Source organism: Streptomyces sp. NBC_00090, from assembly GCF_045160815.1.
Taxonomy (GTDB): Bacteria; Actinomycetota; Actinomycetes; order Streptomycetales; family Streptomycetaceae; genus Streptomyces.
This window is the reverse complement of sequence record NZ_CP108224.1, coordinates 8,659,751-8,675,778: the sequence shown is the minus strand read 5'-3', so window position 1 is coordinate 8,675,778 and position 16,028 is coordinate 8,659,751. Positions and strand designations below refer to the sequence as shown.

The following is a 16,028-nucleotide window of genomic DNA, read 5'->3' as shown; positions in this document are numbered from 1 at the left end:
GACTACCTCAAGCGGGTGACCGCCGATCTGTTGCAGACGCGGGAACAGCTGAGCCAGGTGGAGGCCGAGCGGCACGAGCCGATCGCCATCGTCGGCATGGCGTGCCGCTACCCGGGCGGGGTGCGCTCGCCGGAGGATCTGTGGCGGATCGTCTCGTCGGGCACGGACGCCATCTCGCCCTTCCCGGAGAACCGGGGCTGGGACACGGCCGCCCTGTTCGACCCGGACCCGGAGCGCACCGGCAAGACGTACGCCCGCGAGGGCGGGTTCCTGCACGACGCCGACCGCTTCGACCCGGCGTTCTTCGGCATCAGCCCGCGTGAGGCGCTGGCCGTCGACCCCCAGCAGCGGCTGCTCCTGGAGACCGCCTGGGAGACCTTCGAGCGGGCCGGCATCGACGCGCGGACGCTGCGCGGCAGCCGCACCGGCGTATTCGCGGGGGTCATGTACGGGGACTACGGCGGCCGGATCCGCAAGGCCCCGGACGGCCTGGAGGGGTACATCGGCACCGGCAGCGCCGGGTCGATCGCCTCCGGCCGGCTCTCGTACACCTTCGGCCTGGAAGGCCCGGCCGTCACCGTCGACACGGCGTGCTCCTCCTCCCTCGTCGCCCTGCACCTGGCCGTGCAGGCGCTGCGCAACGGCGAGTGCGACCTCGCCCTCGCCGGCGGGGCGACGGTGATCGCGACGCCCGGACTGTTCGTCGAGTTCAGCCGGCAGCGGGGACTGTCCGCCGACGGCCGCTGCAAGGCGTTCGCGGCCGCGGCGGACGGCACCGGGTGGGGCGAGGGCGTCGGGCTGCTGCTGGTGGAGCGGCTTTCCGACGCCCGCCGCAACGGCCACCATGTCCTGGCCGTCGTCCGCGGCTCCGCGGTCAACCAGGACGGTACGAGTGGTCAGTTGTCGGCCCCGAACGGGCCGTCGCAGCAGCGGGTGATCCGTCAGGCCCTGGCCGACGCCGGCCTGACCACGTCCGACGTGGACGCGGTCGAGGCGCACGGGACGGGCACCCGGCTCGGCGACCCCATCGAGGCGCAGGCCCTGCTGGCCACCTACGGACAGGAGCGGCCGGCCGACCGGCCGCTGTGGCTGGGCTCGCTCAAGTCCAACATCGGGCACACGCAGGCCGCCGCCGGCGTCGGCGGCATCATCAAGATGGTCGAGGCGATCCGGCACGGTGTCCTTCCGCGGACCTTGCACGTGGACGAACCGTCCCCGCATGTCGACTGGACGGCCGGCGCGGTCGAACTCCTCACGGACGAGGTGGCGTGGCCGGAGGCGGAGCGGCCCCGTCGCGCGGCGGTCTCCTCCTTCGGCATCAGCGGCACCAACGCGCACATCATCCTGGAGCAGGCCGCGGAGGCCTCGTCGATTGCCGGCGAGGGCGAGCCGCGCGGCGGGGCCGGATCTGGGGCTCCGTGGGTGTTGTCGGGTCACTCCGAGGCGGCGTTGCACGACCAGGCGGGCCGGCTGCTCGCATACCTGGACGGCCACGAGGACGCGGAACTGGGCGGGGTGGCCCATGTGCTGGCGACGGGCCGGTCCCACCAGGACCACCGGGCCGTCGTCACGTACACCGATCGCGAAGATCTCCGGGAGGCACTCACGGCCCTGACCCAGGATGCGCCGCACGCGAACCTGGTGCGGAACGTGGTGAGTCCGCTGGGGAAGACCGTGTTCGTCTTCCCCGGCCAGGGCTCGCAGTGGGACGGCATGGCCCGCGAACTCCTCGCGACCTCACCCGTGTTCGCCCAGCACCTCACAGCAGCAGCCGAAGCCATCCAGACACACACCGGCTGGAACCTCCTCGACGTCCTCGACGGAACCCAAGACGCACCGCCCATCGACCGCGTCGACATCATCCAACCAGCCCTGTTCGCCGTCATGACCAGCCTCGCCAAACTCTGGCAACACCACGGCATCCACCCCGACGCCGTCATCGGACACTCCCAAGGCGAAATCGCCGCCGCCCACATCGCCGGCGCCCTCACCCTCACCGACGCCGCCAAAATCGTCACCCTCCGCTCACAAGCCATCCTCACCCTCGCCGGCACCGGCGCCATGGCCCACATCCCCCTCAACGCCGAAACCACCACCACCCACCTCACCCACTACGACGACCTCCACATCGCCGCCCACAACGGCCCCACCTCCACCGTCATCGCAGGAAACCCCGACCAACTCCACCACCTCGTCACCACCCTCAAGAACCACGACATCCGCGCCCGCACCATCGACGTCGACTACGCCTCCCACACCCCCCACGTCCACACCCTCCACCACCAACTCCTCGAACTCCTCGCAGACATCAACCCCACCACATCCACCACCGCCTTCCACTCCACCCTCACCGGCGGCCCCATCGACACCACCACCCTCAACGCCGAGTACTGGTACCAAAACCTCGCCAACCCCGTCCTCTTCCACCCCACCCTCCACAACCTCATCAACACCACCCACACCACCTACATCGAAACCAGCCCCCACCCCACCCTCACCACCGCCATCCAAGACACCACCGACGCATCCCCCACCGACCACACCCCCCTCATCACCGGCACCCTCCGCCGCAACGAAGGCACCCTCACCCGCTTCCACCACAACCTCGCCCAACTCCACACCCACGGCACACCCACCACCTGGCACACCACACCCACCCCCACACCCCCCACCAACCTCCCCACCTACCCCTTCCAACACCACCGCTACTGGCTGGAGGACGCGGCAACCGGAGGCGACCCCGAGAGCCTGGGCCTGCACACCACTCAGCACCCCCTGCTCACCGCGGCGACCACGCTCGCCGACGGGGACGCGCTGCTCCTGACCGGACGGATCGCCGCCCATGCCCACCCGTGGCTCACCGAACCGATTCTGAACGGCACCGTCCCGTTCGAACTGGCGCTCCAGGCGGGCCGGGTGCTCGGCGGGCTCGGCATCGCCCGGCTGTCGCTCGGCGACGCCGTCGCGCTGCCTCCGGCCGGCGGCGTCCACGTACAGCTCACCGTGGCCGCGCCCGGGGAGGACGGAGAGCGCACCTTCACCCTGTACGCCCGGCCGTACGAGGACGGCGCCGACGACGACACCCTGCACCGTCCCTGGACGGCGCTGGCGTCCGGCCTGCTCACCGCCGCTGCTGCGCATGCCGCTCGCGAGGACGAGGTCGACGGGGCCCGGGCCGAGGTCGCGCTGCCCCAGGAGACGGCCGACGAGGCGGCGCGCTACAGCCTGCACCCCGCCCTGCTCGACGCCGCCCTGCGGGCCGCGCTCACCGAGCTCGACGAGGACGTGGCGCCGGTGGAGTGGCAGGACGTGACCCTGCACGCCGTGGGCGCCGGGGCCCTCCGGGTGGTGCTCGCCCCCCGGGGCGAGGCGTACGAGCTGCACGTCCACGACGCCGCGGACACACCCGTCGCGACCGTCGGATCCGTCGTGCTGCGCCCGCTGCCCCGGGCCGCCGGGGCCCGGCACGACTGGCTGCTCGGGCTCGACTGGCCGGCCCTCGACCCCGTACCGGAGCCCGCGGGCCCGCTCGGCAGCTGGGCACTGGTCGGGGCCGAGCTCCCCGGCCTTGAGCCCGCCCTCGGCTCCGCTCCCGTCCCCGTCCCTACGGACGACGCGGACGACGCGGGCGACGCGGGCGACGCGGGCGACGCGGGCGACGCGCAGGACTCCAGTGCGACGGACGCGCCGGGCGAGACGACCGTCGCGACGCCCGACGTCGTCCTGCTGACCGCCCCCGATGCAGAGGGACTCCTTCCGCTTCTCCAGCAGCTCCTCGCCGCCCCCTGGGCCGCGGCGACCCGGTTCGTGGTGGTCACTCGGCACGCCGTGGCCACTCACTCGGAGGACGTGCAGGACCTGGCGCCCGCCGCCGTGTGGGGGCTGGTCCGCGCCGTGCAGTCGGAACATCCCGACCGCGTCACCCTGATCGACCTCGACGGTGCGCCCGCCTCGTTGTCCGCCCTACCGGCCGCCCTCGCCACCGACGAGCCCCAACTCGCCCTTCGGGAGGGCACGTTCCTCGTCCCCCGGTTGGTCCGCAGCGCTCCCGGCGAATTCGCCGAGGCACCGGCGCCCGCGGCGGCCGGCACCGTGGTCGTCTCCGGCGACGGCGATCTCGCCGAGTCCGCGGCCCGGTACTTCCTCGAGGCCCGGGGGTTCCGGAGTCTGCTGGTACTCGGCACGGACCCCCGCTGGGCCGCCGCCTACGCCGACGAGGGCATCGAGGTGCGAACCGTCGCGGGCAGCGCGGCGGACCGCGACGCGCTCGCCGCCGCCCTGGCACTGCTGCCGGCGGACCAGCCGCCGGCCGCCGTCGTGCACGCGGCCGAGCCGGTCGCCGGGAGCGTGCTGCCGTCCACGGATCCGGCGGCTTTCGCCGCGACCCTGCGGGCCGGGATCGACGCGGCCTGGAATCTGCACGAGCTGACCCTGGGCACCGAGTTGACCGCCTTCGCCCTGCTGGCACCTGACGCCTCCGGCGTCCTGGGCGGGACCGGCCGGGCCGCGGGCGCCGCGCTGGGCGCCCATCTGGACGCGCTCGCCCATCACCGCCGCACGCTCGGCCTGCCCGGCGTCTCGGTCGCCTGGGGACCCCGCGAGGCGTCCGGCGGTCCGGCGGCCGCGCGCGGCCTGGTCCCGTTCGGCTCCGACCAGGTCGGCGACCTGCTGGCACTGACCCAGGGCGCGGAGCGCCGGGCCTCGCTCGTCGCCGCCCGGCTGGACCGGGCCGCGCTGGCGGAGCGGGCCGGGGCGGGGCTGCTGCCCCCGGTCCTCGGGTCCCTGGTGCGCGTGGTGCGCAGCGCCGCGGCCGCCGGAAACGCCGCCGCGGCCGGCTCGCTCGCGTCCTCGCTGGCGGGGCTGCCGGAGGCAGAGCAGCTGCGTGCCCTCCTGGACCTGGTCAAGACACAGGTGGGCGGGGTGCTCGGTCATTCGGCCCGGGACACGGTGGACGCCTCGCGCGCGTTCAAGGACCTGGGATTCGACTCACTGACCGCCGTCGAACTCCGCAACCGTCTCAACACCGCCACCGGCCTGCGGCTGCCCAGCACACTCGTCTTCGACCACCCCTCGCCCGGCGCGCTCGCCGCCCACCTGCGGGCCGAGCTGCTCGGCGACGCCGTCGAGAACGCGGCTGCGGGAGTGGGCACTTCGGGCGGCGGAGCGTACGACGGTGAGCCGATCGCGATCGTGGCGATGGCCTGCCGCTACCCGGGCGGGGTGCGCTCGCCCGAGGACCTGTGGCAGGTGGTCGCGTCGGAGAGCGACGTCATCTCGCCGTTCCCGGTCAACCGCGGTTGGGATCTGGACCGGCTGTTCCATCCCGACCCGGCGCACCCGGGCACCTCGTACGCCCGCGAGGGCGGATTCCTGCACGACGCCGACCTGTTCGACCCGGCGTTCTTCGGCATCAGCCCGCGCGAGGCCACCAGCATGGACCCGCAGCAGCGGCTGCTCCTGGAGACCGCGTGGGAGGCCTTCGAGCGGGCCGGCATCGACCCCGCGTCGCTGCACGGCTCGAAGACCGGCGTGTTCGCCGGGGTCGTCTACACGGACTACGGCTCGCGGGTGAAGCTCCCGGCCGACATGGAGGGGTACCTCGGGATCGGCAGCGCCGGCTCCATCGCGTCCGGCCGGATCGCGTACACGCTCGGCCTGGAGGGCCCGGCGGTCACGGTGGACACGGCGTGCTCCTCCTCGCTCGTGGCCCTGCACCTGGCGGTGCGGGCGCTGCGCAGCGGCGAATGCGACCTCGCCCTGGCGGGCGGTGCGACGATCCTCGCCAACCCGGACATCTTCATCGGCTTCAGCCGTCAGCGCGGCCTGGCGCAGAACGCCCGGTGCAAGGCCTTCGCGGCGGGCGCCGACGGCACCGCGTTCGGCGAGGGTGTCGGGCTGCTGCTCGTCGAACGGCTCTCGGACGCCCGCCGCAACGGGCACCACGTCCTTGCCGTCGTACGGGGCACGGCGACGAACCAGGACGGTGCCAGCAACGGCATCACCGCCCCGAACGGGCCGTCGCAGCAGCGGGTGATCCGTCAGGCCCTGGCCGACGCCGGCCTGACCGCCTCCGACGTGGACGCGATGGAGGCGCACGGGACGGGGACCACGCTCGGCGACCCGATCGAGGCCCAGGCGATCGTCGCGACGTACGGCCAGGACCGGCCGGCCGACCGGCCGCTGTGGCTGGGCTCGCTCAAGTCCAACATCGGCCACACGCAGGCCGCCGCCGGAGTCGGCGGCATCATCAAGATGGTCGAGGCCATGCGCCACGGCCTGCTCCCCCGCACCCTGCACGTCGACGAGCCGACCCCGCACGTCGACTGGATGGCAGGAGCCGTCGAGCTCCTCACCGAGGCCCGGGAATGGACCGCGAACGGGCGACCGCGGCGGGCCGGAGTGTCCGGGTTCGGCATGAGCGGGACGAACGCCCATGTGGTGCTGGAAGAGGCACCGGCGTACGAGGCCGAGGGGGCGGACACGGAGAAGCCCGGCGACGGCGTGCCGGCACCTTGGGTGCTGTCGGGCCACTCCGAGGCGGCACTGAAGGACCAGGCGGGTCGGCTGCGCGCGTACGTGGACAGCCACCCGGATGCCGAACTCGACTCAGTGGCTCACGTGTTGGCGACCGGGCGAGCGGATCAGGACCACCGGGCCGTCATCACCCACACCGACCGGAACGGGCTCACCGAAGCTCTGGATGCCCTGGCCGGCGGCGCAGCACACGCCGATGTCGTGCGGAACGTGGTGAGTCCGCTGGGGAAGACCGTGTTCGTGTTCCCCGGCCAGGGCTCTCAGTGGGACGGCATGGCCCGCGAACTCCTCGCGACCTCACCCGTGTTCGCCCAGCACCTCACAGCAGCAGCCGAAGCCATCCAGACACACACCGGCTGGAACCTCCTCGACGTCCTCGACGGAACCCAAGACGCACCGCCCATCGACCGCGTCGACATCATCCAACCAGCCCTGTTCGCCGTCATGACCAGCCTCGCCAAACTCTGGCAACACCACGGCATCCACCCCGACGCCGTCATCGGACACTCCCAAGGCGAAATCGCCGCCGCCCACATCGCCGGCGCCCTCACCCTCACCGACGCCGCCAAAATCGTCACCCTCCGCTCACAAGCCATCCTCACCCTCGCCGGCACCGGCGCCATGGCCCACATCCCCCTCAACGCCGAAACCACCACCACCCACCTCACCCACTACGACGACCTCCACATCGCCGCCCACAACGGCCCCACCTCCACCGTCATCGCAGGAAACCCCGACCAACTCCACCACCTCGTCACCACCCTCAAGAACCACGACATCCGCGCCCGCACCATCGACGTCGACTACGCCTCCCACACCCCCCACGTCCACACCCTCCACCACCAACTCCTCGAACTCCTCGCAGACATCAACCCCACCACATCCACCACCGCCTTCCACTCCACCCTCACCGGCGGCCCCATCGACACCACCACCCTCAACGCCGAGTACTGGTACCAAAACCTCGCCAACCCCGTCCTCTTCCACCCCACCCTCCACAACCTCATCAACACCACCCACACCACCTACATCGAAACCAGCCCCCACCCCACCCTCACCACCGCCATCCAAGACACCACCGACGCATCCCCCACCGACCACACCCCCTCATCACCGGCACCCTCCGCCGCAACGAAGGCACCCTCACCCGCTTCCACCACAACCTCGCCCAACTCCACACCCACGGCACACCCACCACCTGGCACACCACACCCACCCCCACACCCCCCACCAACCTCCCCACCTACCCCTTCCAACACCACCGCTACTGGCTGGAGGATCCCGCCGCGCACAGCGACGCCGGGAGTCTCGGCCTCGATGCCACCGATCACCCGTTCCTCACGGCGGTCACCACGCTCGCCGACGGGGACGCGCTTCTGCTCACGGGGCGGATCTCGGCGGCCTCGCACGCCTGGCTCGCCGATCACGCCGTGAACGGCACCGCGCTGCTCCCCGCCACCGCGCTCCTGGAACTGGCCCTGCGGGCCGCGCAGCGGACGGAGACCAACCGGGTCGACGAACTGACCCTGGAATCACCGTTGTTCGTTCCGGAGCGCGGCAGCATCCGGGTCCAGGTGTCCGTGCAGGCCCCGGACGAGTCCGGCCTGCGCCGGATCGCGGTGCACTCCCGCCCCGACGCCGACCCTGGGGACGAGCCCGAGCCGTGGACCCGGCACGCCTCCGGCGTCCTGGCCCCGGCGGACCACGACGCGCACGACACCTCTTCCGTGCCCGACGCCGTCTGGCCGCCCGCCGGCGCCGACCCGATCGACGTGACCGAGCTGTACCGGGAGCTGGCCACACTCGGCTACGAGTACGGTCCCGCCTTCCAGAACCTGAGCGCCGCCTGGCGAGCCGGCGACACCGTCCACGGCGAGGTCGCACTCGCGCCGGAGCACCACGACGACGCGGCACGGTTCACCCTGCACCCGGCACTGCTCGACTCCGCGCTGCACACCATGGGTCTTGGCGAGTTCCTGGGCGACGGGATCCGGCTGCCGTTCTCCTTCAGCGGCGTCTCGCTCCGGGCGACGTCCGCGACCGCGCTGCGCGTCACGGTCGCGCCGGGCTCCGGCGGCGAGGACTCGGTGGCCGTGTCGGTCGCCGACCCCACCGGGGCGCCCGTGCTGTCGGTCGACGCGCTGACCCTGCGGCCGGTGGCGCCCGGTCAGTTGCCCTCGGGGCCGCGGCCGTCCGGTGAGCGGTCACTGTACGAGCCGGTGTGGACGGAGCTCGCCGAGCCCTGGCCGTCCGCCGGTGCCGCCTCCGTCCCGTACGAGCTGCTCGACGCCACCGGCCCGTACGGCGGACCCGGTCCCGACGCGGTCCGCGCCGCCGTGGCCGAGGTGCTGGGCCGGCTCCAGGAGTGGGCCGAACGGGACGCGGAGGGCCCCCTGCTGGTGCTCACCCGGCGGGCCGTGGCCGTCGACCCGGGTGACGTGCCGGATCTGGCCGCCGCCCCGCTGTGGGGGCTGGTCCGGTCCGCCGCGACGGAGAACCCGGGCAGGATCGTGCTGGCCGACATCGACGACACGGACGCCGATTCCGCCTCCCGCCGGATCCTGGACGCTGCCGTCGCCACCGGGGAGCCGCAGTTCGCGCTGCGGGAGGGCCGGGTCCTCGTACCGCGGCTGGCGCCCGTGACCGTCGGTGCGCCGCTCGCGCCGCCGGCCGAAGGCGGGCCGTGGCGGCTGACGACGCCGGGCGGTTCGCCGGACGACCTGTACGCCGCCCCGCACCCGGAGGCGCGCGCCGACCTGGCCGAGGGCCAGGTGCGGATCGCCGTGCGCGCGGCCGGGCTGAACTTCCGGGACGTGCTGACCGCGCTGGGCATGGTGCCCGTCGGGGCGCCGCTCGGGACCGAGGCGGCCGGCACGGTCCTGGAGACCGGACCGGGAGTGGACGATCTCGCCGTCGGCGACCGGGTGTTCGGGCTCGTGCCCGGGGCGGTGGGTCCGGTGGCGGTGGCCGACCGGCGGCTGATCGCCAGGATCCCGGAAGGCTGGTCGTACGCCCAGGCGGCCGGTGTCCCGGCGGTGTTCACCACGGCGTACTACGGGCTGGTCGAGCTGGCCGGCCTGAAGGCCGGGGAGCGGCTGCTGATCCACTCCGCCGCGGGCGGCGTCGGGCTGGCGGCGCTGCAACTGGCCCGGCACCTGGGGGCCGAGGTGTTCGCGACGGCCAGTGTCGCCAAGTGGGGTGCCCTGCGGGCGCTCGGCGTCACAGGGGACCGGCTGGCCTCCTCCCGTACGACCGGCTTCGAGGACTCCGTCCGCGCCGCCACCGGCGGTGACGGGGTGGACGTGGTGCTGAACTCGCTGACCGGTGAGTTCGTCGACGCGTCGCTCCGGCTGCTCGGGCCGGGCGGGCGGTTCGTGGAGATGGGCATCGCCGACCTGCGGGATCCGGAGGCGGTGGCCGCCGTACGGCCGGGTGTCGCCTACCACCCGTTCGAGCTGCTGGACATGGATCCGGACACGGTGGGCGCGGTGCTGGCCTCCGTGCTGGAACTGTTCGAGCGGGGGGTGCTGCAACCGCTGCCGGTGACCACGTGGGAGGCGGACCGGGCCCCGGAGGCGTTCCGCTGGTTCTCCCAGGCGCGGCAGGTCGGCAAGGTGGTCCTCATCCTGCCGGCGCCGTCGCCCGACGGGACGGTGCTGATCACCGGCGGCACCGGCACGCTCGGGTCGGCACTGGCCCGGCATCTGGTGACCGTGCACGGTGTGCGGCATCTGCTGCTGACCGGCCGCCGGGGGCCGGAGGCGCCCGGGGCACGCGAGCTGGCGGAGGAACTGGAGGCGCTGGGCGCGCAGGTGCGGATCGTGGCGTGCGACACCGCGGACCGCGCGGCGCTGGCCGCGCTGCTCGGGTCGGTCGACCCGGCGCATCCGCTGACCGACGTCGTCCACGCGGCCGGAGTGCTCGACGACGGGATCCTCGCGTCGCTCACCGCGGAGAAGACGGCGGCCGTGCTGCGTCCGAAGGTGGACGCGGCCTGGCATCTGCACGAGCTGACCCGCGACCTCGACCTGTCGTCCTTCGTGCTGTTCTCCTCCGCCTCCGGCCAGCTCGGCGGGGCCGGGCAGGCCAACTACGCGGCGGCGAACGTCTTCCTGGACGCGCTCGCCGGCCATCGGCGCCGGCTCGGCCTGCCGGCCGTCTCCCTGGCCTGGGGCATGTGGCAGGACGCGAGCGGGATGACCGGTCATCTGGCCGAGGCGGACCTGGCCCGGATCGGCCGGGGTGGTCTGGTCGCGATGTCGGTGCCCGAGGGCATGGCGCTCTTCGACGCGGCGCTGGGCGCGGGGCGACCCGTGCTGGTGCCGGCCCCGCTGGACCTCGCCGGGCTGCGTGCCCAGGCGGGCACGGAGGGGCTGCCCGCGGTGCTGCGCGGGCTGGTGCGCGGGCCGGTCGTACGGCGGGCCGCGCAGGCGGCGCCGGTGTCGGCACAGAGCCTGGCGGACCGGCTGGCGCCGCTGCCGGGGCCGGAGCGCGAGCGGGTGCTGCTGACGCTGGTGCGCGACCAGGTGGCGGCGGTGCTGGGACATGCGGCGGCCGACGGGATCGCGGCGGACCGGGCGTTCAAGGAGATCGGCTTCGACTCGCTGACCTCGGTGGAGCTGCGCAACCGGATCGCCGCCGCGACCGGGCTGCGGCTGCCGACGACGCTGGTGTTCGACTTCCCGACGCCGCAGACGCTGGCCGGGCGGCTGCTCGGTCTCCTTGCGCCGACGGACCCGGCCGGCGATCTGGACCGGCTGCTGGCCTCGGTGACCGTCGACAGCCCGGACTTCCCGGTGCTGCGGGAGCGGCTGCGGGCCGCGCTGTGGCGCTGGGAGGAGGAGGCCGGTCCGGCGGGCTCCTCCGACGGCTCCGACACGGCCGGGCCGCCCGATCTGTCGGACGCCACCGACGAGGAGCTGTTCCGCGCGCTGGACGGGGAGCTCGACGGAGAACTGGACGGGGAATTCGATGCCTCCTGAACCGCTGAATGGAGAGAGTGCGACGGCGATGAGCAACGAGGAGAAGCTCCGCGACTATCTGAAGCGGGCGACCGCCGACCTGAAGCAGGCCAAGCGGCGGATCCGTGAGCTGGAGGACAGCAGCCACGAGCCGATCGCGATCGTGGCGACGGGCTGCCGCCTCCCGGGCGGCGCCGACTCCCCCGAGGCGCTGTGGCGGCTGGTGGCGGAGGAGCGTGACGCCGTCTCCGGGCTGCCGGTGGACCGGGGCTGGGACCTGGACGCGCTGTACGACCCGGACCCGGACCGGCCGGGGACGACGTACACACGGGAGGGCGGCTTCCTGTACGAGGCGGGCGGGTTCGACGCGGCGTTCTTCGGGATGGGGCCGCGCGAGGCGATCGCCACCGACCCGCAGCAAAGGCTGCTGCTTGAGGTGGCGTGGGAGACGTTCGAGCGCGCCGGCATCGCGCCGTCCTCGCTGCGCGGCAGCCGCACCGGAGTGTTCGCGGGCGTCGTCTCGCAGGCGTACGTGCCGCCGCCCGCGGAGGTGCCCGACGGGTACGAGGGGCATCTGATGACCGGCAACGCGACCAGCGTGGCGTCCGGGCGGGTCGCCTACCACCTGGGTCTCGAGGGGCCGGCCGTGACGCTCGACACGGCCTGCTCGTCCTCGCTGGTGGCGATGCATCTGGCGGCGCAGGCGCTGCGCGGCGGCGAGTGCGACCTCGCGCTGGCGGGCGGGGTGACCGTGATGGCGACACCGCAGCTGCTCGTGGAGTTCAGCCGGCAGCGCGGGCTGTCGCCGGACGCGCGGTGCAAGGCGTTCGCGGCCGCGGCCGACGGGACCGGGTTCTCCGAGGGCGTCGGTCTTGTGCTGTTGGAGAAGCTGTCCGACGCCCGGCGCAACGGGCATCGGATCCTGGCACTGCTGCGCGGTTCTGCGGTCAACCAGGACGGGGCGAGCAACGGGCTGACCGCGCCCAACGGGCCCACCCAGGAACGCGTGATCGCGCAGGCGCTGGCCTCGGCGCGGCTGGCGCCGCAGCAGGTCGACGTGGTCGAGGCGCACGGCACGGGCACCCGGCTGGGCGATCCGATCGAGGCGCGGGCGCTGCTGGCCGCGTACGGGCAGGGCCGGCCTGCGGGCGAACCGCTGCTGCTGGGCTCGCTCAAGTCGAACATCGGGCACACGCAGGCGGCCGCCGGGATCGCCGGGGTGATCAAAATGGTGGAGGCGATGCGGCACGGGGTGCTGCCGAGCACCCTGCACGTGGACGAGCCGACCCCGCACGTCGACTGGTCGTCGGGGGCGGTGGAGCTGCTGACGGAGTCGGTGCCGTGGCCGGACCGGAATCGGCCGCGCCGGGCGGGGGTGTCCTCGTTCGGGATCAGCGGCACCAACGCCCATGTGATCCTGGAGCAGGCGCCGGCGGAGACCGCCGGGGAAGCGCCGGTGCGGGCTCCCGAGGTACCGGCTCCGGTGCGGGCTCCCGAGGTACCGGCTCCGTGGCTGCTGTCGGCCCGTACGGAACAGGCGCTGCGGGCGCAGGCCGGGCGGCTGCTTGCGCGCCTGGACGAGCGGGGAGTCCCGGGCGCGGATCCGGCCTCCGAGCTGCCCGACATCGAGGTCGGACGCACGCTCGCGTTGGGTCGCGGGCATCTGCGGCACCGGGCGGCGGTACTCCCGGGAGGCCGCGAGGGTGTCCGGGCGGCGCTGGCGGACCTGGCGGCGGGTCGGCCGAACGGGCGCGTCGTGCGCGGCAGTTCGGATGAACGTCCCGTGACGGCCTTCCTGTTCACCGGGCAGGGAAGTCAGCGCGCCGCGATGGGGCGGGAGTTGTACGAGAGCAGGCCGGTGTTCCGGGCGGCGCTGGACGACGTGGTCGCCGCCTTCGACACCCCGCTGGGCCGGCCGCTGCTGCCGGTGCTGCTGGCGGACGAGGGCAGTGCGGAGGCCGCCCTGCTGGAGCGGACCGAGTTCGCGCAGCCCGCCCTGTTCGCCCTGGAGTTGGCGCTGTTCCGGCAGTTGGGGACGCTGCTCCCGGAGCCTGACTGGGTGGCCGGGCATTCCATCGGCGGCCTCACGGCGGCGGTGGCGGCGGGGCTGCTGTCGATGGAGGACGCGGCCACGCTGGTGGCGGCGCGCGGTCGGCTGATGCAGGAACAGCCGGCGGGCGGCGCGATGCTGGCCTGCGAGGCGTCCGAGCAGGAGGTGCGGGCGCTGCTCGGCGAGTACGGCGGCCGGGTGGGTCTGGCCGCGGTCAACGGGCCCACGTCGGTGGTGGTGTCGGGCGACGCGGAGGCCGTGTCGGAGATCGCCGCGGCGCTCACGGTGTGGCGACGGCGGACCAGCAGGCTGAGGGTCAGCCACGCCTTCCACTCGCACCACATGGACGGCGCCCTGGAGCCGCTGCGCCGGGTGGTGGCCGGGCTGCGGTTCCGGCCGCCGGCGCTGCGGATCGTCTCCGACCTGACCGGCCGCACGGTGGAGTTCGAGGAGCTGCGCCGGCCCGAGTACTGGGCCGACCAGCTGCGCTCCCCCGTGCGCTTCGGCGCGGCGCTCGGCGCGTTGCACGAGGCGGGCGTCACGGCCTTCGTGGAGGTGGGTCCGGACGCGGTCCTGTCCCCGATGGCGTCCGCGGCGCTGCCGGCCGGGGCGGCCGCCCCGGTGGTGGCGCCCGCTCTGGTGCGCGAGCGCCCGGCGGAGGTCTCGCTGGCCGGGGCGCTGGCGCGGCTGCACGTGGCGGGCGCGGAGGTGGACTGGCGGGAGTGGTACGGCGGCCCGGCGGGCGTGAGGGCGGGCGCGGACCTGCCGACGTACCCGTTCGAGCACGTCCCGTACTGGTGGCCGGCGCGCACGGGGCCGGTGCCGGGACCCGCGGGGCGGGCGGACGGGACGTCGAACGCGGCGGCCGGGGTCCCGTCGGCCGAGGACCCGGCGGACACCTTGCCCGAGGAGGCGTCCTTCCTGCAGCTGGTGCGGGTCCACGCGGCGGATGTGCTCGGGCATGCCTCGCCCGAACTGATCGACGCCGACGACAACTTCCTCGACATCGGGTTCTCCTCGTTCACCGCGCTGGAGGTCCGCAACCGGCTCTGCGAGGCGACGGGCCTGCTGCTGCCGCCCGTGCTGCTGTTCGACCACCCGACGCCGGCGGCAGTGGCTCGCTTCATGGAGGAGCAGGCGCCGGCGGCCTGAGACACGGGAGCGGCGGGCGCGGGGAGGAGGTCCCCGCGCCCGCCGCTCCGTGCTTCGCTACCAGACGACGGGCAGCCGGAGGATCCCCTGCACCGAGCCGCCCGGCTTGGTGCCGAGCTGCTCCACCGGTTCGGCGAGCCGCAGCCCCGGGAGCCGTACGGCCAGCTCGTACAGGGCGATCTCCAGCTCGGCGCGGGCCAGGTTCTGGCCGATGCACTGGTGGATGCCGTACCCGAAGGCGAGGTGCCCTCGGGCGCTGCGTCCGAGGTCGAGGACGTCCGGGTCGGGGAAGACCTCCGGCGTGCGGTTGGCGGCGGCGTTCGGCAGGTAGACGGCGTCGCCCTCCCGAATCACGTGCCCCGCGATCTCGATGTCGGAGGCGGCGACGCGCTGCAGCTCGTCGGCGACCGACAGGAATCGCAGGAGTTCCTCGACGGCGTCGCCCGCGCCCTTCTCGTCGGCGCGGAGCCGGTCGAGCTGCTCGGGATGCTCGAGGAGGGTGAGGACACTCAGCGCGATCATGTTCGCGGTGGTCTCGTGGCCGGCGACCAGCAGGAACATGGCGATGGACGCCAGCTCCTCCCGGCCCAGCTCGCCCGGCCTGAACCGCTCGGCGATGAGCTCGCCGACCAACCCCTCGCGGGGCTCGTCCAGTTGGGCTTCGATGAGCTCGTCGAAGTACCGGACGAGCGCGCCGCTCGCCGCTGCCGCCTCCTCGGCCGTGCTGGTGGCCAGCAACATCCGCCGGGTCTGCTCCTCGAAGAACTCGTGGTCCGTGTACGGCACTCCGAGCAGCTCGCAGATGACGGTGGACGGCACGGGCAGCGCGAACTCCGGGACGAGGTCGGCCTCCCGCCGCCCGGAGGCGAGCAGCGCCTCGATGCGTTCCACGACCGTCCGACGGATCGCCGGGCGCAGCGAGTTGACCCGCTTCACGGTGAAACTGGGAATGAGCATGCGGCGCTGCACGTCGTGCTCGGGCGGGTCCATCCCGACGAGCGCGACCAGCTTGGCGGCGGCCATCCGCGGCACCAGCACGGGAAAGTCCGGACGGGACCGGTCGGAGGACAGGCGCGGATCGACCAGCAGCTGCCGGGTCTCCGCGTAGCCGGTGACGGCCCAGGCGGTGCGTCCGTCGTACAGCCGGACCTTGGCGAGGGGTCCGTCCTGACGCAACGCGTCGTATCCGGAGGGCGGGTGGTACGGGCACTGGCGCGACATGGGGAACGTGGGCAGCATGAGGCCCCCTGCTTTCCGGGACGGCGGACGACCGAGCGTCCGCAGGGACGCGGTATTCTCCGCACCCCCGTTAAAGCGCCCCTAAACCAGGG

The 16,028-nt window shown here is 73.7% G+C and carries 4 protein-coding genes; 3 read left to right on the top strand and 1 reads right to left on the bottom strand.

Annotated elements, in window-relative coordinates; translation table 11 throughout:
* Window positions 1–15: 15 nt before the first annotated feature.
* From OG361_RS38300 to OG361_RS38290, 3 genes are read left to right on the top strand one after another with little or no spacing between them, the layout of a single operon-like run.
* Window positions 16–7,968 (top strand): beta-ketoacyl synthase N-terminal-like domain-containing protein, encoded by a 7,953-nt coding sequence (locus tag OG361_RS38300; protein ID WP_405862666.1) that lies wholly within the window; start codon window positions 16–18, stop codon window positions 7,966–7,968.
* Window positions 7,911–11,516 carry an SDR family NAD(P)-dependent oxidoreductase gene (locus tag OG361_RS38295; RefSeq protein ID WP_405862664.1) on the top strand — a complete coding sequence of 1,202 codons (3,606 nt, stop codon included), beginning with the start codon at window positions 7,911–7,913 and terminating at the stop codon, window positions 11,514–11,516. Before OG361_RS38300 ends, OG361_RS38295 begins: the two co-directional genes overlap by 58 nt.
* A gap of 28 nt (window positions 11,517–11,544) precedes the next feature.
* Complete coding sequence (locus OG361_RS38290) at window positions 11,545–14,697, top strand: type I polyketide synthase (protein ID WP_405861120.1); 3,153 nt, start codon at window positions 11,545–11,547, stop codon at window positions 14,695–14,697.
* 57 nt (window positions 14,698–14,754) lie between these two features.
* Here the strand turns inward: OG361_RS38290 and OG361_RS38285 are convergent, their stop codons facing one another.
* On the bottom strand, window positions 14,755–15,936 hold the full coding sequence (locus tag OG361_RS38285) for a cytochrome P450 (RefSeq protein ID WP_405861118.1): 1,182 nt from the start codon (window positions 15,934–15,936) through the stop codon (window positions 14,755–14,757).
* Window positions 15,937–16,028 lie beyond the last annotated feature (92 nt).